Genomic DNA, 18,514 nt, shown 5'->3' on the forward strand with positions numbered 1-18,514 from the left:
AGAATATTAGGCACTGTAACCTCTTGTTTCCCCTCGCGCCATTGTCGTGCTTGTCGGTGCATCGAAGCCCACTGGGGATACTGCCATTCAAGGCAGTCTGATCTGTGGAGCCGAAGAACTATGAGTACCTATGTCATCGTCGAAGAGCTGGGCGACTGGCCTTGCCATGCCGATTATCTGCTGACTGCCCGCACCTACCTGCAACACGGTGTGCCGACCACGGGCGGCAGACCCCGCATCATCAACCTCTGCCGCGATCTGGAGCACCTGAGCGCGGGCTACTACTGCTCCCTGCTGGCGCAGGCCCGGGGCCATCACTGTCTGCCGGGATTGCAAGCCATCAGCGTGTTGCAACCCCAGCAGCCACCGGCCAAGCTGTGGCGCAAGGTGCAGGGCTGGCTGGCCCAGCAGAGCGAGGATCGCATTCGGGTGCGCGCCATCTTCGGTCAGAGCGAACAGAGCGAGCTGGCGGGGCTGGCTCGCTACTACTACGGCCTGAGCCAGTTGCCGCTGCAGGAGCTGACCCTCAAACGTGGTCGGCACGGCTGGTCGGTGCGCCAGCAACAAAGCCTGTCTCCGCTGGATCTGAGCCAGAGCGAGAAGGCGCTGATGCTGCACCATGCCCAGGCGCTGGTTGGCGCCGGGGATGGGGAGCATGCGGCGCCGCTCTACCAGCTCGCCATCCTGGTGGATCCCGATGATGGCCGCGCCAGCAGCGATGCCCTGGCCCTCGACCGCTTCATCAAGGCGGCCGCTGCACAGGGGATCCAGGCCGAGATACTTGCCCCCTCCGCCATAGAGCGGCTGCCGGAGTTCGACACCCTCTGGCTGCGGGCAGAAACCGCCGTCGGCCACTACACCTTCGAATTTGCCCGCCGCGCCGAGCAGCTCAAGATGCCGGTGATCGACAGCTCCCGCGCCATCCTAGCCTGCAGCAACAAGCTCTATCTCTACGAGCTGATGGTGCGCAGCGGCGTGCCCATGCCGCCCACCATGGTGGTCACCCGCCGTGGTCGCCACCAGGTGGACGAGCTGGTACAGCGGCTCGGCCTGCCGCTGATGGTAAAAGTGCCCGACGGTGCCCAGGGGCGGGATCTCGCCATGGCCAGCGATGAACAGCAGCTCGCCCGCCTGTTGGACGAGGGACTGGGTCGCTCCGCCCTGCTGCTGGTGCAGAGCCGGATCCCTGCCGAATTTGACTGGCGCATCGGCTTTCTCGACGGCTCGCCGCTGTTCGCCTGTCGCCGCTACCGCCCCGAACCCGGCAACCGCATCCGCCGCCGCAAACACCCCCTCGACATGAGCAGGATCGAGGCACTGCCGCTCACCGAGGTACCGGAGCGAGTGCTGCAAACGGCCCGCCGCGCCGTGCATCAGCTCGGTAACGGCCTGTTCGGGGTCGACCTGCGCCAGCAGGGGCGCGACTGCGTGCTGCTGGAAATCATCGACAATCCCTGGATACGTGGCGATATTGAGGACAGAGAGGCAAAGGACCTCTACGAGCGCCTGGCCAGGGCCTTCCGGCAACGGCTGGAAAACCGGGGGCAAAGCGCGGCAGGATAACAAGCATCGACAGCAGAGGTGATTATGATGACAGCGGATTGGTGGGACATAGCGCCCCTTGGCTGGGAGAACATCCTGGCCTGCCTGGTATGCGGCACCCTGGTGGGGCTGGAGCGGCAACTGCGCGGCAAGCCGGTCGGGATCCGCACCTCTTCGCTCATCATTCTCGGCACTTACTGCTTTCTCGCCATCGGTGCCGCCGTCAGCCCCCAGGGGGCCGATCAGGCACGGGTGCTGGGTCAACTCATCACGGGGATCGGCTTTCTTGGCGCCGGCGTCATGATGACCCGGGATGGTCAGGTACTGGGCGTCACCTCGGCTGCGACGGTCTGGATGCTGGCGGCACTCGGCGCCCTCATCGGCATGGAGATGCTGCACCAGGCCGTGTTGCTCACCGGCGTCACCCTGGCCATTCTGGTGGGGGTGGATTATCTCGAGACCAGCTTCAAGAGTCTGCGCCGCGGGGTGCACAACCGGCTGGAGAGCTGGCGCCACGGCAATAGCCATGCGCCTGCCGCCAATACCCATCAGGACGAGCTTGGCAGCGGTATCGAGAAGTAACCCACCACAATGAACAAGGGCTCCAAACTGGAGCCCTTGTTGTTACTCGCCAGCCTTATTGCAACAGCAGGAAGCGACCGCTCAGCGGTGGCAAGTCCACCGTCACGCTGCTGCCACCCAGAGCCAGACTCTCGCCGCTTTGCAGATCCACCAGGGCACTGCCACTGCGCAGTTTGCCGACCGGCAGGGCATAGCTTTGAGGCGTGGTGGAGACGTTGAGCAGGTAGACAATCTGCTCTGCCGCCGTCTGTTTGATGTCGCCATAAACGCTGCCATCGGCCACCAGCTTGACTCGCTCCCCCTGATAGAGGGCGGGATGCGTGGCGCGCATCGCCAGCAACTGGCTGAGCCACTGCTTGAGCTCGGCCTGATCGCTGCTCGGCACGAAACCGGTGACACCGGGCACCTTGCCATCGCTGCGGGCCACGTGATCGTCACAGAGTCCCTGCGCCACACAGTCGCCACTCACCTGCTTGGCAAAGCCAGGCACCTCGTCGCCAAACTCCTCGCCGTAATAGAAGGTGATGGGGCCTGAGCGAGCCGCGAGGAAGCTGAAGGCCGCCTTGTGGCGCTGCCAGTAGTCAGCCGGATTGAAATTTCCCCGCTCCAGCAGGTCACCGAAGCGTACCAAATCGTGGTTGCCCAGCATCAGATTGGGCATGGCGTGGTCCGGATAGCTCTCCACCTTGTTCCAGCTGGCATCCAGCACGCTGGCCCCCTGCCCGCCCTTGCCGGACTCCTCCACCGCCAGCGCCTGTACTATGCCGTAGCGCAGCGGGAAGTCGAATGCCGAGGAGAGCGCCGGCTTGTCGCTCGGGCCATAGGCCTGGGCCCGGATCTCGTCAGCACTCTTCCATACCTCACCCACCATGTAGCCCAGGGTGCCCCACTGTTGGCCCGCCGCCTTGCGTGCCGCACTGGCCTGTTCGACTTCGCCGCGAATGGCACGCCATTCGTCCAGCCCCAGCTGATAGGCCTGATCCAGTCGCCAGCCGTCGATGCCGTACTGTTCGACCCAGTAACGCGCCACCTCCTTGAAGTAGGCGAGGCTCTCGGGTTGGCTGTAATCCACCAGCTGACCGGGATAACCGGCCCCCCCGCTCTTGAGCGCAGGCTGGCGCCCCTCTGGCGACGGCTTGCTCACTCCCACCTTGTTGACGTGACCGAACACGCCATCGAGGAAGACGTAAAGGCCGCGCTGGTGCGCCGCATCCACCAGCTGTTTGAGCTGGGCATTGCTGCCAAAGTTGGGATCCACGGTGAAAAAATCACAGGCGAAGTAGCCGGTAGCATCCAGCTTGTCATCCCCCCCCTGACCCGCGCAGGAGTCAAATACAGGGGTGAGCCAGATGGCGTTGACGTTGAGACTCTTGATGTGATCCAGGCTGTCGATGATCCCTTGCAGATCGCCGTTGTGCCCGGAGGGGCCATAACCGACGCCGTAGTTGGCGGCGCTGTCGCCATCGACGAAAGACTCCACCATCACCTGATAGGTTCTCAGGTTGCAGGCGGCCTGGTCATTGCCATAACAGGCGCGGCTGGCAGAGGTCACCGGTGGATTGACCACGGGTGGCTGAGCCTCGCTGCTGGAGCCACCGCCCCCGCTGCCGCACGCCGTCAGAAACAAGGCGGCCCCGAGCAGGCCGCCATAGCGCAAACGTCCTTGTTTCATTGTTATCTTCCCGCTGTGGTGGTGCTGGCGCAGAGCGCGCCACCCTTGAAGCCATGATACCCAGCTCACCACTGCGGGTCTGTGACTGAAAACGTTACCCGCTTCAGTCGGTTAGAGCCTCTCTGACTGGCAGTTGGCACACACCCGGTTCAAAGCACGCCGGCAGAGGCGAAGCGATAGTTGACTGACAGCCAGAAGGCGCGGCCCGGCTCGGGAATACGACCAATCTGCTCATACCCCAGCCCCGCCTGGCTGGCGTGTACCGACTTGGAAAGGTGCTCGTAGTAGAAGGTATCGAACAGGTTGTCGATACCTGCGGACAACTGCCACCCTTCGCTCACCTGCCAGGCACCGCTCAGGTTCATGGTGAAGAAACCAGGTGTCTCCCCCTGATCCTGACCGGCCACTGTGCCAGATCCCACATCTACCCTCTTCTGGGCCGCGACGGCGCGCCCCAGCAGCGTAAAGCTCCAGTCCTCATCCGGCTGCCAGCCCAGGGCCAGCTTGCCATCGAGTGGCGGCATCTGGGCCAGCGGCTTGCTGTCGCTCCGGTTTTCGCCGTAGACCACTGCCAGACCACCATCGAGGCGCCACTGTTCGGCAAACTGCCAGCGCCCTTCCAGCTCGCCGCCCCGGGTCTGGGCCTCTATGTTGCGCACCTGGTTCGACTTGCTGTGATAGAGCAGGTAGTCCTTGATGTCGGCACTGAACAGGGAGAGGGTCAGATCCAGATCGCGGCTGCGCAGGGCCAGCCCGGCATCCCACTGGCGGCTGCGCTCGGGGTTGAGGGTGAAGGGGACGCTGTCCTTGCTGCGCTCCCAGTAATCCGGTGCCCGCTCGGCCTGGCCCCAGGCCAGATAGCTCGACCAGGCTGGCGACCACTGGTATTCGTAGCGGCCAAAGCCGCTGTCGAGCACCAGCTTGTCGCTATAGAGGGTCTGATCGCCGGTGCCATATTTGGTGGTCTCCACCCGATCCTGACGATAACCCCCCTTGTAGCTGTGGTACCCCTGCTGGCGACCCAGCTCGCTGAACCAGCCTTGCTGTTCGAATCGCAAAGTACGCTGGCGAGGCTGGCTGGCGTAATCCACACCGCTGCGGGCCCTGTGCTGATCCCGGTTGGCATCGAGTCCGGCGGTCAGCAACCAGTCGGCCGGCAGGGCGATATCGTTGGCCCAGCGGCCGCCGGTATTGCGACGATCCGGGTTGGAAAGCATCTTGATGCCGCTGTTTGGCCGCAGGCTGAAGTTGTCCATGATGTGGTCTATGTCGTTGTCCCACAGCGTCAGCTCACTGCGGCGCCACTGCTGGCTGATCGCCTCCTGCTTGAACTTGAGACCGAAAGACTCCCGGTCGAACATGGGGCCATCCATCATACGATCCGCATAGGCGGCGCGGGCGTTGCTGCGCTCGGCGGTCAGCTCGAGCAGGGTGTTGTCGCCCGGCGTCCAGCCCAGCTGGGCCGTGCCGTTTTCCCGGCGATAGAAGGAGCGCACCTTGTCGCCGTGACCATCGCGGTAGTCATCGCTGTCGGAGTGAGTGAACTGGCCGCGCAGATAGCCCTCGGGGGCGCCGACGGTGGTATCCAGCATCTGGTCGTCACGACCGGAACTGCCATACAGCGCCGAGGCTTCAGCCTTGACACCGGGAGCACTGAACTCGGGTCTGTCTCGCTCGAACAGCACGCTTCCCGCCAGGGTGGCACCCTGCTCCAGGGATTGCGGCCCTTTCAACACCCGTATCCGGTCGAAAGATTGGGGAAATACATAGGCGGTGGGCGGGTCCATGCGACCGCCACAGCCACCGGCCAGCATGCCGCCATCCATCTGCACGTTGAGGCGGGACATGCCCATCCCCCGCAGCACGGGATCGCCCCCCAGCCCCCCTTTGCGCACCATGCTCATGCCGGTGACGTTCTTCAGATAACCGGCGCCATCGGCGGCAGGCATGGGGGAGCCCGGCTTCTTGGGATCCAGGGTCACTTCCAGAGTGCTGGTCGGGCGGCTGGCAACCACCACCATGGGCTCCAGCCGTTGCACCTGCTCCTGACCGGCTGCGCCGTGGCAGGCGAGGCCGCCCACCAGCAAGGCGAGAGGGGTCCGCATAAAATGAGCCATGAATTTTCCTTATCTATCTGTTTATCTTGTTTTTTTAACCTCTACCAACAAACCTTTCTGCAGGGGAAAGGTTTGCCGTCTGGCCGTAAAAAAGGCCTGCGACCAAGATGTGGCAAGCCTTGTCAGGCGACGGCAAGAGAGGGTTGGCAAAATGTTGCGCAGGTTTTACCCAAATTGGGTAGAGAAGGCAAACGGACAAATATTCCAGTCACAGGAATCTGGGGATGGCTCACAAAAAAGAGGGTTAGTTGAAGGCTTCCCGCTCATTGATGGGTTTGATCAGGTGATACACCTCGTGGGCCGAGAGGGTGCAGCCAGCGGGCCATTCCAGCTGATGACGGCGATTGATGAAGACTCTGGCACAGCGCCGCTCCGAATCCAGCGCCGCAAACAGGGGCTGTGCACGCCAAGGGGCCAGATCCAGCGCTCCCGTGGTGCCGTCGGAGAGCACCACAAACAGCCGCCATCCCTGCAAATATTCCACATCGATAAAGACCGGCATCCCTTCGGCTCCGATTGAGAAAATTCGGCGCCATTATAAACAAGCCCCCAGCGCCGCTTTGCAGGACGGATCACACTTTTTCCAGCCATTTATGCTGTCTTCAATCCCTGCGTCTTGTCACATAAAAGGCATAAATCGTGCCAGAACATCTCTTTTACCGGCACCTGATGCAACCTTTCCCCAAGCACAAGGTCATAACCCTGCAATATAAAAACAATGTGCCCGAGGACGGGTGCAAACAGGCTTGTAGGAACAACAATGACCACTATCAAACAATGGCTGGGACCGTTTTGGCCCATCGCCGTTTTTTCATTTATTGCACTTGTCTCTCTCTCCGCCAGCCGAGTCGGCCTCGGCGTGTGGCAACTGGAACGGGTCGATGCCGTCGCAGGTTGGCCAGAGATGCTGCTGCAAGGGCTGCGGGTCGATATCGCGACCCTCTGCTGGATATGGGGTGTCCCCGCCATGCTGACCATGCTGCTGGCCGGGCCCCACGCCATCGGCCGGGCATGGTTGCAGCTCATCAGGGTCTGGCTGACGCTGGGACTCTGGCTGATGCTCTTCCTCGAGATCTCCACTCCCTCTTTCGTGACCGAGTACGGCGTGCGGCCCAACCGCCTCTATGTGGAGTACCTCATCTATCCGAAAGAAGTGCTCTCCATGCTGTGGGCCGGCCGCAAGGGTGAACTGCTGATCGCCGTGCTGTTCAGCCTGCTGACCCTGGGAGGAGGTTGGTGGCTGAGCGGTCGTCTGCTGCGCGGACTGAGCTTCCCCCGCTGGTATCTGCGCCCGGCCTTCGCCCTGCTCATTCTCGCCATAGGCTTCCTCGGCGCCCGCTCCAGTCTGGGTCATCGCCCTCTGAATCCGGCCATGGTCGCCTTTGCCAGCGACCCTCTGATCAATGCCCTCACCGTCAACTCCGCCTACTCGGTGTTTTTCGCCATCAAGCAGATGGGGGGCGAAGAGGATGCCAGCCAATTCTATGGCCAGTTGCCTCGGCAACAGATCCTCGACCTCATTCGTCAGGAGAGCGGCCGCGAGCTCCATGACTTCAGCTCGACGGCCCTGCCCAGCCAGACCTTCAACGAAGCCAGCTATAGCGGCAAACCCAAGAATCTGGTGATCCTGTTGCAAGAGAGCCTGGGAGCCCAGTTCGTCGGCTCCCTCGGCGGCCTGCCACTCACCCCCAATCTGGATGCGCTCTCGCAACAGGGTTGGGCATTCGAGCAGCTCTACGCCACTGGCACCCGTTCAGTGCGCGGCATAGAAGCTGTGCTGACCGGTTTCACGCCGACCCCGGCCCAGGCCGTGGTCAAGCTAGGCAAGAGCCAGACCAACTTCTTTACCATCGCGGATCTGCTCAAGCAGCGCGGCTACAACACCAGCTTCATCTATGGTGGCGAGAGCCATTTCGACAACATGCGCAGCTTCTTCCTCGGCAACGGCTTCACCACCATAGTCGAGCAGAAAGACTTCAAGAACCCGGTATTCGAGGGCTCCTGGGGCGCCTCCGACGAGGACCTGATGACCAAGGCAGACGAGACCTTCAAGGCGCTGCACAAGGAGGGCAAGCCCTTCTTCAGCCTGGTGTTCAGCTCCAGCAACCACGATCCCTTTGAATTCCCGGACGATCGCATCGATCTCTACGAACAACCCAAGCAGACCCGCAACAACGCCGCCAAGTACGCGGACTATGCCATCGGCGAGTTCTTCAAGAAAGCGAAGCAATCAGACTACTGGAAAGACACCCTGTTTCTGGTCATCGCCGACCACGACAGTCGAGTTGGTGGTGACAGTCTGGTCCCCATCCCCCGCTTCCACATTCCCGGCGTCATCGTCGGTGACGGCATAGCCCCGAAGCAGGACCCGCGCATCGTCAGCCAGATCGACATGGCACCGACCCTGCTCTCCCTGATGGGGATAAGCGCCGACTATCCCATGCTGGGCAAGGATCTGACCCGCATGCCAGCCGACTGGCCGGGGCGCGCCATCATGCAGTACGACAAAAACTTCGCCCTGATGCGGGGCAAGGATGTGGTGATCCTGCAACCGGAGCGTCCGGCGCAAGGCTTCATCTATGAGGATGCCAGCGAAACCCTCACACCTGCACCGCAACCGGATGCCATGAAGGATGCCGCCCTCGGGCTGGCGCTGTGGGGGAGTCTGGCCTACCAGAAAGGGCTCTACCAGACGGCGCCGGATACCCGGACAGTGCTGAACTGACCCCGCCAACGCAACAATATAAAACCCGCCAGTTGGCGGGTTTTATATTGGGCGAGACACGCCATCAGATATTGAGGAAACAGGGCAGGGAGCGGCTGAATCTGTGCTCGAACACCAGCGAGGTTTCGAGGTGCACCACCTCTTCCCGTGAAGTGAAGTGATCGAACACGAAGTTGCGCAGGTGCTCGGTATCGGCGACGCACAGATGCACCAGAAAATCATCCTTGCCACCCATGTGAAACAGGCTGATCACCTCGGGCAACGCCAGTATGGCATCGCGGAAGGCATCGATGATCTGGCGGCTGTGGCGCGCCAGTTGCAGCGAAACCATGGCCTGGATATGGCCACCCAGCGCCTGATGATCCACTTCGCAATGTGCCCCCTTGAGCACCCCGTCCTGCTGCAGCTTGCGCACCCGCTCCAGGCAAGTGGACGGAGCCACCCCGACCAGAACAGCCAGATCCTTGTTGGTCATGCCCGCATCGCGAAACAGATGGGCCAGGATATCCAAATCCAGTTGATCCAGGTTTCTCATCTTAACTCCTTGAACCGATCAATTTTTTAGACTCTGCCCGTAAACCGGGCCGAACACAACGCAGATTGACATAGAAGCAGCACCCCCTATGCTTTGGCGCACTCAGGATCCGGGCCATGTCAGGCCCCCTCCCCCTTGCAGGCCTCATAAGGACCTTTATGTACTCGTCTCATCCCTTCTGGAGCCAGGAAGTGCCCCGCGTCGATGGCCAGTTGCTGCTGACCCCCTGCCCCGGCACCCAGCAGGTACCGCTGCCACTGGCACTGGATCAGCTGAGGTTTGCAGGTGCCCACGGGGTAGTAACGCTCATGACCGCCACCGAGCTGGCAGAGCTGGATCTGGCGCATCTCGGTCGTCAGGTCGAGCAGGAAGGCATGCGCTGGTTCCACCTGCCCATCGAAGACGATCAGGCCCCCGATGCTGCCTTCGAACACGCCTGGCAGCTGGCGTTGCCACAACTGACCGCGCTGCTGCACGATGGCAAGCATCTGGTCATCCACTGTCAGGGGGGCAGCGGCCGCACCGGTCTGGTTGCGGCCGCCCTGCTGATCTCCCTCGGCCAGCCACAACAGGAGGCCATGGCCGCCATCAAGGCCCACAGGCCCAAGGCCTTCACCCTGCCGGCGCATCGCCAATGGCTGGATGCCCTGGCCACGCGGCTGGATCAGGCCGACTGACCCTGACCGCTGGCCCTACTTGGGTTGCTGGTAGGTAAACACCTTGCCGATATCTTCCACCCGATAGCTGGTGAGCTGGTAGACGTAGTAGTTGAGCCAGTTGGAAAACAACAGATGGCCGTGGCTGCGCCAGCTGGCGCGCGGCGGCAGGGCAGGATCATTGTTCGGGTAGTAGTTGACCGGAATGACGGGGTCGAGCCCGGCCGCCAGATCCCGCTGATACTCTCCATCCAGGGTCAGCACATCGTATTCAGGGTGGCCGGTGACAAATACCTGACGACAATCCTTGGTGGCCGCCAGGTAGACCCCCGCTTCCTCGGACTCGGCAAAGATCTGCAGGTCAGTGTGGGCACGGATGAGATCCCCGTCGAAGGCCGCATAGCGAGAGTGAGGCGCGACGAACTCGTCGTCGAAACCGCGCAGCAGCGGCTCGTTCTCATCGAGGCGATGGTGGCGATAGACACCGGACAGTTTCTCCCCATGCGTCTGCTTCTCCATGCCATACAGGGCCTTGAGCGCCGCCTGTACGGCCCAGCAGAGGAACAGGGTCGAGGTCACGTGTTGATGGGACCACTCTATGATCTCGACGATGCGCGGCCAATAGACCACCTCCTCGAACTCCACCAGCCCGAGTGGTGCCCCCGTGATGATCATGCCGTCATAGTTGTTGCCGCGAACCTGCTCGAAATCGTGATAGAAGTTCTCGAGATGGGCCTGAGGCGTGTTCTTCGACTCCCGATCGTCGATCCGCAGCAAATCCACGTCCACCTGCAGCGGCGAGTTGGAGAGCATCCGCATCAGCTGGATCTCGGTTTCAATCTTCTTGGGCATCAGGTTGAGGATCAACACCCGCAATGGGCGGATGTTCTGGGTGACGGCCCTGGATTCCGTCATCACGAAGATGTTCTCCTGCCCCAGCACTTCGGCGGCAGGTAACTGATCCGGGATCTTGATCGGCATGCTTACTCCCTGTACTGCATCGGTAAATATGTCTGGACATCCAGAAGCCTATAACAAAGCCACCCAGCCTGTCATCAGATACCTTTTGTATTCACCCCCACCTTTGACTAGCATACGGCTCAGTGTGTCTCTCGCAGCCAAGACAATGACAGGTATCAAAATTTCCGTAGACCGACTGCAAGTCGGCAATTTCGTATCTCTGCCACTGGGTTGGCGCGAACACCCCTTCCTGTTTTCCAGCTTCAAGCTCAAGAATGAAGAAGAGATAGAGTTGATCCGTCGGCTCGGGCTCAAGATGGTCACCATCATTCCGGACAAAAGTGATGCGCCGCCCAAGCCACTGAGCCAGATCCAGGCACAGCCTGCCGAGGCGCCGGACACCTCGCTGCGCCAGGCCGAGATGCAGCGGGATAAAGAGCAGCGCATCGAGCAGTTGCAACAGTATCGTCGTGATTTGCAGCAGTGCGAGAAGCAGTTCCAGCAATCCCTGGCGCAAGTACGCAGCGTCATGAGCAAGATCCAGTCCCGTCCCCTCAACGCCATCGGCGAGGCCCAGGAGCTGATCAACGCCATGACGGAGCAACTACTGGCGGTGGATGAGATGGTGCTGCACCTGGTCTCCGACAGCGAAGATGGCAACAACCTCTACTTCCACTCCCTCAACGTCAGCGTGCTCAGCATGCTGCTGGCCAAGGAGTGCAACATGTCGGCCGACCAGATCCGTCAGGTCGGCATGGGTGCCCTGTTCCACGACATCGGCAAGCTGAAGATCCCGAGCCAGATACTGCGCAAGACAGAACCACTCACCAAGCCGGAGCAGAACCTGATGGCCCAGCATTCACGCTACGGCCTGGATCTGCTCAATCTGGCCAAGGATTTCCCCGCCGAGGCGAAGGGGATAGTGCTGCATCACCATGAATATCTGGATGGCAGCGGGCCCGAGGGGCTCAAGAAGGGACAGCTGGATCCGCTCACCCAGATGGTGTCGCTGATCAACGAGTACGACAACCTCTGCCACCTGCAGGCCAAGGTGCCCTACTCGGCACTGAGCGGCCTCTACAAGCAGCGCAAGGCCCAGTTCAACCCTGAATACCTCAGCATGCTGATCCGGCTGATGGGCATATACCCGCCAGGCAGCGTGGTGCAGCTCTCCAACGGTCAGGTGGGACTGGTGATGTCGGTCAATGCCTCCCGCCTGCTCTACCCCTCTGTGCTGGTGTACGATCCCCGCATCCCCCGCCAGGAGGCAGCGATAATAGACCTGCAGCAGGCCGAGCTGTCCATTGCCAAGGTGATCCACCCCAAACGACTGCCGCCGGCCGTGTTCGAATACCTCAATCCGCGTACCCGGATCAGCTACTACTTCGAGCACGCCAAACCCTGATTGCCACGGCCATGGATCATGGCCGTCCCGGTTCACTTCCCCAGCCCAAGGAGCCCCCATGCGTATCGAGATCATCAGCACCGGAGACGAGATAGTGACTGGGCTGGTGGTAGATACCAATGCCGCCTGGCTCAGCGCCCTGCTGCTGGATCAGGGCTGGCAGGTGCACCGCCGCGCCACAGTGGGGGACAACCTCGCCGACCTGAAAAACGTGCTGCAGGAGAGCGCCAGCCGCACCGACGTGGTGCTGGTATGCGGCGGTCTGGGCCCCACCGCCGATGACCTCACAGCGCAAGCGGCGGCCGAAGCGTTCGGACAACCGCTCACTCTGTTCCCTGAGTGGCTGGCCACCATAGAGGCACGCTACGCCAGTCGGGGCCGCCCCATGGCGCAAAGCAACGCCAAGCAGGCCTGGCTGCCACAGGGGTGCGAGATCCTGGACAATCCGGTCGGCACCGCCTGCGGTTTCGTGGTCAGTCAGATGAACGGCCAGGGCCGGTGTCAGCTCTTCTTCACCCCGGGCGTACCGTTCGAGTTCAAGCAGATGGTACGCGAGCAGATCTTGCCGCGCCTCAAACAGCTGGCTGGCGCACAGACCGATACCGAGCTGCGCCGTTTCTACAGCTTCGGCATCTCGGAATCGGCCCTCTCGGACATGCTGGATGCGACGCCCTGGCCGGCAGGCATAGAGCTGGGTTATCGCTCCTCCATGCCGTTGATCGAGCTGAAACTCATCGGCCACGGTGCGACCAGGGCAGACATGGAGGCCGCCGAGGCGCGACTGCTCGCAGCCATCCAGCCCTGGCTGGTGGGACGCGGGAATGACGAACCCGCGCAGCAGATCCTGACCCTGCTGGGAGACAAACCGCTGACGCTGCTGGAGGGGGAGAGCCGGGGTGCCCTGCTTGCACTCTGCCACGATCATCCCCTGCTGGAGGCTCACTACAGCCCCCATCTTGCCAGCGATCTGGCATTGCTGCCCGGCACCACAGTGGGCTTGCATCTGACCATAGGACAAGAGGGGGCTGACGGCGTGCCGCTGCTGCTCTGCGCCCATGGGCAGAAGACCGGCCAGACGGTGAGGGTCAATCATCCGGACCCCGAGAGCCGACGCAAGATCCTCGCCTTCGCTGCCCTCGACATGCTGCGCCGCCACCTGCAAGGCTTGCCCGTGCTTGGCGACTACCTCACCCTGCCCAGAACGACGCAGCGCAGCAGCTAGGCATCAAACGCAGTGACCCGCGCATCTGGCATCGGCGTACGCTTCAATCCAGGCTCTTCTTGAACCTGTGGGCGGCCAGGGTCAGCACCAGCAGGGTGAACCCCGCCAGCCAGAGCACATCCGGCAGCAACTCCGACAGCTCCCCGCCCCGCAGCACTATGCCCCTGATCAGCCTCATGAAGTGGGTGGCAGGCAGCACCTCTGCAATCCACTGGGCCGCCACCGGCATCCCCTCATAGGGAAACATGAAGCCCGACAGCAATATGGATGGCAGCAGTATGAACACCGTCATCTGCATCGCCTGCAACTGGGTCTGTGCCAGAGTGGAGATGAGCAGCCCCAAAGTCAGGCTGGCGGCAATAAATAACAGGGTAGCCAGCAGCACCTGACTGAGTGCCCCGTTGATCGGTACGTCAAAGATGAAGTGGCCGAGCCCGAGTATGATGGCCACCTGGACCAGCCCCACCCCGATATAGGGCAGTATCTTGCCAAGCATCAGCTCCATGGAGCTGACCGGGGTAGTGATGAGCAGTTCCAGATTGCCGCGCTCCCGTTCGCGCACTATGGCCGCCGAGGTGAACATGATCATGGTCATGGTGAGGATCACCCCGAGCAAACCGGGCACTATGTTGACTGCAGATCGCCTAGCCGGATTGAAGTAGAGCACTGTCTCGAAAGTGGGTGGGGCAGATTCAAGGCCCGGTTTCAGATCCGAGAGCGGCATGTTGCGAAGGCCGAGCAGGGCCCCGGCTATCATGGTATCCGAGCCATCCACCAGCCACTGTCCTGCCGTCTCACCGGCGCTGAGGCGGCGGCTCAAGTCAGGGGGTAGCACCAGCACGGCCCTCACCTCGCCCCGAGTCAGGGCGGCCTCCGCCTCCTGTACCCCCACGTAATGACGTTCTATGCGCACCACCTGGCTCGCCTTCACCGCCTCCACCAGCAGCCGTCCCGGCACGCTCTGGCTCATCTCCACCAGCCCCACCGGTATGTGGCGCACATCCGTGTTGATGGCGTAGCCGAACAGCAGCAGCTGGATCAGGGGTATCATCACCACCATGCCAAAGGTCAGTCTATCCCGCGCCAGCTGCCTGAGCTCTTTCTGGGTAATGGCCCAGAGCCGTCGCAGACTGTTCATGCCCCTGGCTCCTGACCGGTACAGCTGACAAACACATCCTCCAGACTGGGCCTGACCAGCGCCATGGCAGCCCCGCTCAAGGCCGGACAGGCCTGCTGCAACCAGGCAACCGGTTCAGCCAGCTCCTTGTCCACCAGCACCCGCAACCGCTGGCCAAGCTGGGCGGCGGAGCGCACCGGCGCCAGCTGCAGCAACTGCTGCTTGAGCAGCCGCAAGTCGCTGGCCTGCACCTCGACCACCCGGGTGCTCATGGCATCCATCAGCGCCTGTGGCGATCCCTGGGCCCGCACCTGTCCCGCCTCCATGATGGCCAGCGCATGGCAGCGCTCCGCCTCGTCCATGTAGTGGGTGGTCACCAGTATGGTGGTGCCCCCTTCGCTGAGATCGAACAGTTTCTCCCAGAAATCGCGCCGGTTCTGCGGATCCACCGCCGAGGTGGGTTCGTCAAGCAGCAACAGGTCCGGATGGTGGATCACCGCCGCCGCCAGCGCCAGCCGCTGCTTCTGGCCGCCACTCATGGCACCGGCCCGCTGCCGCGTCAGCGACGTCAGTTCATAGGTCTCCAGCAACGCGTGCAGGCGCGCCTTCAGCGACTGGCCAGCCATGCCGTGAATGCGCCCCATAAACTCCAGATTTTCCCAGGTCGTCAGCTCGTCATAGAGGGAGAACTTCTGGGTCATGTAGCCGATCCGGCGCCTGAGCGCTTCAGCCTGTTTCGGAATGCTCAGACCCAACACCTCCACTTCTCCCGCCGAAGGAGTGAGCAGACCGGTCAGCATGCGCAGTGTGGTGGATTTGCCGCAGCCGTTGGGGCCGAGAAAACCGTGGATCTGCCCTCTGGGCACGCAGAGATCCAGCCCGTTCACCGCCAGAAAATCGCCAAAGCGCCGGCTGACACCCTTGGCACGGATCGCCAGCTCACTCATGAGCGCGCCTCTCATCGCCGGGATCGGCCTGCAGCGGCAAGCCGCTCGGCAGATCCTGCGCCCCGTCGGGCAGGTCTATCTCGGCCAGATAGACGAGTCGGGCTCTGTCCTGTTCGTTGAGGGCGTAGTAGGGAGTGAAAGCCGGTTCTTTCGAGATCCAGCGCAACCGGCCAGTGAGCGGCTCGGCCACCCCATCCACCACCACCCGCACCGGCTGGCCGATGCGGTAACTGGCGAGGGAGGGCTCCGGCACATAGACCCGGGCGTAGGGCGCCTGATCCGCCTGAATGGCGGCCAGCACGGCACCGACCGACACCCTTTCGCCGATATGATAGGGCAGGCTGTCGAGCCGGCCACTGCGAGTGGCAACGATGGAGAGATCCGCCAGCTCCCGTTCGGCCAGCGCTACCTCGGCACTGGCTGCCTGCAAGGCAGCATCGGCCTCGTCAATGTCTTCGCTGCGCACGCCACGGGCCAACTTGTCGAGCTGCTGGCGAGCCCCATCCTGCTCGGCCAGCGCGCCGTCGCGCAGGGCGCGGGCCTTGTCGAGATCCGCCGGGCTGACCAGCTTCTGACGCACCAGTCGGTCGATGCGCACGAAGTTGCGCTCGCTCTCCCTGACATTGGCCTCGGCCTTGTCGAGATTGGCACGGGCGGCGGCAATGTCCTCCGGTCGCTCGCCATTGGTCATGCGGGCAAGGGCAGCGCGAGCTTGCGCCTCCCCGGCACGGGCACGGGCCAGCACCGCCTGCTGGCGGCGATCGTCCAGCCTTGCCAGCAGGGTCCCCTCCTCCACCATGCTCCCCTGGGCCACCGGCAAGGCCCGGATAATCTCGCTGGCGGTGGCGGTCAGCAGCACCCGATCCCGCTCCAGCGTACCGAGCGCCGTGGTAGAGACCTGTGGCTGGCAGGCAGTCAGCAGGCTAAACAGACCTAAAGGCAACAGACAATGACGCAAGATCGACACTCCTCTCGTGACCTGCAATCTCGTCCCGATACAAGGTATTCCGGGGCGTAGGGCCGGCACGTCTCTCACTGACAAGCCGGTTCATTGAGTGGTCAGCATACCCGCTGTCATCTCTGATTTCCTCGTCCCAGCTCACCCATTTGTGCTTAGCGCGTTGACCCAAAAAGAGAAATACCCGAATACTGCAGACCGACATCATGTTGATGGCTCGCGTTTTTAATTAAAAGCCGATTAAATAGAAGCAAGTAGCGATCTTACTGGAGATCATGGCGAGAGTAAGGGAGCCGGGTGTTAAGCAAAGAGTGGTTACTGTTATCAGCCGATATGGAATACGCCTGTCTGCGCATCGTGCCCGGGTTGACTAAGCCCGTTTCAGAGAACGATATTCAGGCGCTGTTGCTGGCCTCCAACTGTCGCCGCTACCAGCCGCTGACGGAGGGGATCAAGCAGGCCATCAGCTTGCTCAATACCCTGTTGAGCAACCCGGCTACCTCTCTGCCCGGCAACCCAGTCCCCATTGCCCAGCGCCACGATGCCCGCGTCACGCTGGTCATCGAGAAGGACCGGATGAGCGCCATTGCCCAGATCACCGCAGACTGGGGCGGCAAGTTTCTCACCACAGAACAGCTGGAGCAGGCAATCCAGACCAGCGAGGTCAGCCAGGGGGTACAGACCTCCCTTATTACGGCCGCCATTCTGGCTGCCAAGGAAGCTGCGCCGGGCACAGTACTCAAGTTGCCGGTAGCGGTGGTCAATGGCAAGGACTCCCGTCTGGAGCGACTGGTGGAGACACCCGCCGAGCGGATCCTCAAGCCCCAGGAACGGGATGATGGCCGGGTCGACATGCGGGATCTGGGTACCATAGTCACGGTCAAAGCCGGCGCCCAGTTGATGCGGCGCCACCCCGCGACTCAGGGGGAGCCCGGGTTTACCGTCACGGGCCAGGATCTGCCCGCCAAGAATGGCAAAGACAGCCCCATGAGCGCTGGCGATGGCACTTATCTCTCCCCTGATGACCCCAACCTGCTGATTGCCAGCCGGGCCGGCCTTCCCTGCCAGGAAAAAACGGGCATGAAAGTGGATGAGGTATTGAGTGTCAAACAGGTGGATGCCCGCCACGGCCATATCACCTTTGAAGGGGGGCTCATCGTCAATGCCGACGTCCAGCCCGGCATGAAGGTCAAGGTCAGTGGCGACATCGTCATCGGTGGTTTTATCGAAGGGGGCGAGATCGAAGCCGGCGGCAGCATAACGGTTCGCCACGGCATCATAGGTCGGCGCAACGAGCAGGGGGAATACCTGTGTCACCTCAATGCCCAGGGGGAAATCCACGCCAGCTATGCCCAATACGCCAAACTGGAGGCTGGGGGCGATATCCAGATCCAAAGTCAGCTCAACCACTGCTACAGCCGCAGCGGGCAAGACCTCAAGGTGGGCGACAGCGGCATGCGCAAGGGCCACCTGATTGGTGGCATCAGCATCGCCAATCGTCTCATCATGGCTCCCATCCTGGGAGCCTCTGCGGCCAACCACACCAAGCTGCAAATCCTTGGCGGCTACTTCACCCACAAGGAGCAGGAGCTGGCCCTGCGCCAACGCAAGCAGGAGTGCCGGGATCAGTTGGACAAGCTGCAGGATCTGCTGCTCAAGTTGCTGCAGTTGCCCACCGACAAACGCAACCCCGAGACCCTGCAGAAGATAAAGCTGATCCGTACCAAGCATCTCGAGGAGAGCAAGCTGCTGGATGAGCAGCTGGAGGCGGCACAGGAAGAGTTGCAAAAGCTGATGGCGGAGATGGACATCATCGCCACCCAACGGGTCTTCCCCGGGGTCGAGGTGGAGATGGCGCACTATCACTGCCGGGTCGATATCGAACATGGCCCCATCCACTTTGCCATTCGCGAGGATCAGGTACAGCTGATCCCGTACGAACCACACAAATGACCCGGGCCGGAGACTACCGGCCCTCTCCTCATCGCCCTTCCACCTTGCGAGCGGGCGCCCAATACTCGGGGTCCATCCCGTCAATCCGTGATCCAGGCGGCGATTTTCGCTACACTCGGCCTC

General features: G+C 62.0%; 15 protein-coding genes. 7 read left to right on the plus strand and 8 right to left on the minus strand.

Features of this window, described 5'->3' with window-relative positions; translation table 11 throughout:
- Positions 1-120: 120 nt before the first annotated feature.
- Positions 121-1,563, plus strand: coding sequence for a RimK family alpha-L-glutamate ligase (locus tag AXW79_RS13675; protein WP_005316090.1), 1,443 nt, complete (start codon positions 121-123; stop codon positions 1,561-1,563).
- A 24-nt stretch (positions 1,564-1,587) separates the two neighbouring features.
- Positions 1,588-2,124, plus strand: a complete 537-nt coding sequence (locus AXW79_RS13680) for an MgtC/SapB family protein (RefSeq protein ID WP_005316094.1) — start codon at positions 1,588-1,590, stop codon at positions 2,122-2,124.
- Between the two features lie 55 nt (positions 2,125-2,179).
- Here AXW79_RS13680 and AXW79_RS13685 read toward each other — a convergent pair whose 3' ends face one another.
- From AXW79_RS13685 to AXW79_RS13695, 3 genes are all read right to left on the minus strand, one after another.
- Positions 2,180-3,796, minus strand: coding sequence for an alpha-amylase family protein (locus tag AXW79_RS13685; protein WP_005316097.1), 1,617 nt, complete (start codon positions 3,794-3,796; stop codon positions 2,180-2,182).
- A 149-nt stretch (positions 3,797-3,945) separates the two neighbouring features.
- The gene (locus AXW79_RS13690) at positions 3,946-5,913 is read right to left on the minus strand and encodes a TonB-dependent copper receptor (RefSeq protein ID WP_005316100.1); all 1,968 of its coding nucleotides are present in this window, start codon (positions 5,911-5,913) and stop codon (positions 3,946-3,948) included.
- A 244-nt stretch (positions 5,914-6,157) separates the two neighbouring features.
- Positions 6,158-6,415, minus strand: a complete 258-nt coding sequence (locus AXW79_RS13695) for a DUF2442 domain-containing protein (RefSeq protein ID WP_005316103.1) — start codon at positions 6,413-6,415, stop codon at positions 6,158-6,160.
- Positions 6,416-6,673: 258 nt separating this feature from the next.
- On the opposite strand from AXW79_RS13695, the gene AXW79_RS13700 reads away from it, so the two are divergent.
- On the plus strand, positions 6,674-8,638 hold the full coding sequence (locus AXW79_RS13700) for an LTA synthase family protein (protein ID WP_005316107.1): 1,965 nt from the start codon (positions 6,674-6,676) through the stop codon (positions 8,636-8,638).
- Positions 8,639-8,702: 64 nt separating this feature from the next.
- Here AXW79_RS13700 and AXW79_RS13705 read toward each other — a convergent pair whose 3' ends face one another.
- On the minus strand, positions 8,703-9,173 hold the full coding sequence (locus AXW79_RS13705) for an Lrp/AsnC family transcriptional regulator (protein WP_005316110.1): 471 nt from the start codon (positions 9,171-9,173) through the stop codon (positions 8,703-8,705).
- A 158-nt stretch (positions 9,174-9,331) separates the two neighbouring features.
- Between AXW79_RS13705 and AXW79_RS13710 the strand changes: the two genes are divergently transcribed.
- Entirely contained in the window at positions 9,332-9,850 is a 519-nt protein-coding gene (locus AXW79_RS13710; RefSeq protein WP_005316113.1) for a cyclin-dependent kinase inhibitor 3 family protein, read from the plus strand.
- Between the two features lie 15 nt (positions 9,851-9,865).
- On the opposite strand, the gene metA is transcribed toward AXW79_RS13710, so the two are convergent.
- Positions 9,866-10,810: a homoserine O-acetyltransferase MetA gene (gene metA / locus AXW79_RS13715; RefSeq protein ID WP_005316116.1), complete on the minus strand. Its 945-nt coding sequence runs from the start codon at positions 10,808-10,810 to the stop codon at positions 9,866-9,868.
- Between the two features lie 145 nt (positions 10,811-10,955).
- On the opposite strand from metA, the gene AXW79_RS13720 reads away from it, so the two are divergent.
- Both AXW79_RS13720 and AXW79_RS13725 read left to right on the plus strand, forming a co-directional pair.
- Positions 10,956-12,194 carry an HD-GYP domain-containing protein gene (locus AXW79_RS13720; protein ID WP_005316119.1) on the plus strand — a complete coding sequence of 413 codons (1,239 nt, stop codon included), beginning with the start codon at positions 10,956-10,958 and terminating at the stop codon, positions 12,192-12,194.
- Positions 12,195-12,252: 58 nt separating this feature from the next.
- Positions 12,253-13,416 carry a CinA family nicotinamide mononucleotide deamidase-related protein gene (locus AXW79_RS13725; protein ID WP_005316122.1) on the plus strand — a complete coding sequence of 388 codons (1,164 nt, stop codon included), beginning with the start codon at positions 12,253-12,255 and terminating at the stop codon, positions 13,414-13,416.
- Positions 13,417-13,459: 43 nt separating this feature from the next.
- Here the strand turns inward: AXW79_RS13725 and AXW79_RS13730 are convergent, their stop codons facing one another.
- From AXW79_RS13730 to AXW79_RS13740, 3 genes are read right to left on the minus strand one after another with little or no spacing between them, the layout of a single operon-like run.
- Positions 13,460-14,554, minus strand: coding sequence for an ABC transporter permease (locus tag AXW79_RS13730; RefSeq protein WP_005316125.1), 1,095 nt, complete (start codon positions 14,552-14,554; stop codon positions 13,460-13,462).
- Positions 14,551-15,480: an ABC transporter ATP-binding protein gene (locus AXW79_RS13735; protein ID WP_005316129.1), complete on the minus strand. Its 930-nt coding sequence runs from the start codon at positions 15,478-15,480 to the stop codon at positions 14,551-14,553. Before AXW79_RS13735 ends, AXW79_RS13730 begins: the two co-directional genes overlap by 4 nt.
- A complete protein-coding gene (locus AXW79_RS13740) occupies positions 15,473-16,447 on the minus strand; it encodes an HlyD family secretion protein (protein ID WP_085941510.1) in 975 nt (324 codons plus the stop codon). Before AXW79_RS13740 ends, AXW79_RS13735 begins: the two co-directional genes overlap by 8 nt.
- Positions 16,448-16,735: 288 nt before the next feature.
- On the opposite strand from AXW79_RS13740, the gene AXW79_RS13745 reads away from it, so the two are divergent.
- The gene (locus AXW79_RS13745) at positions 16,736-18,391 is read left to right on the plus strand and encodes a DUF342 domain-containing protein (RefSeq protein ID WP_011899116.1); all 1,656 of its coding nucleotides are present in this window, start codon (positions 16,736-16,738) and stop codon (positions 18,389-18,391) included.
- Positions 18,392-18,514: the final 123 nt, after the last annotated feature.

Origin of the sequence: Aeromonas salmonicida subsp. salmonicida (assembly GCF_001643305.1) — a bacterium.
GTDB lineage: Bacteria > Pseudomonadota > Gammaproteobacteria > Enterobacterales > Aeromonadaceae > Aeromonas > Aeromonas salmonicida.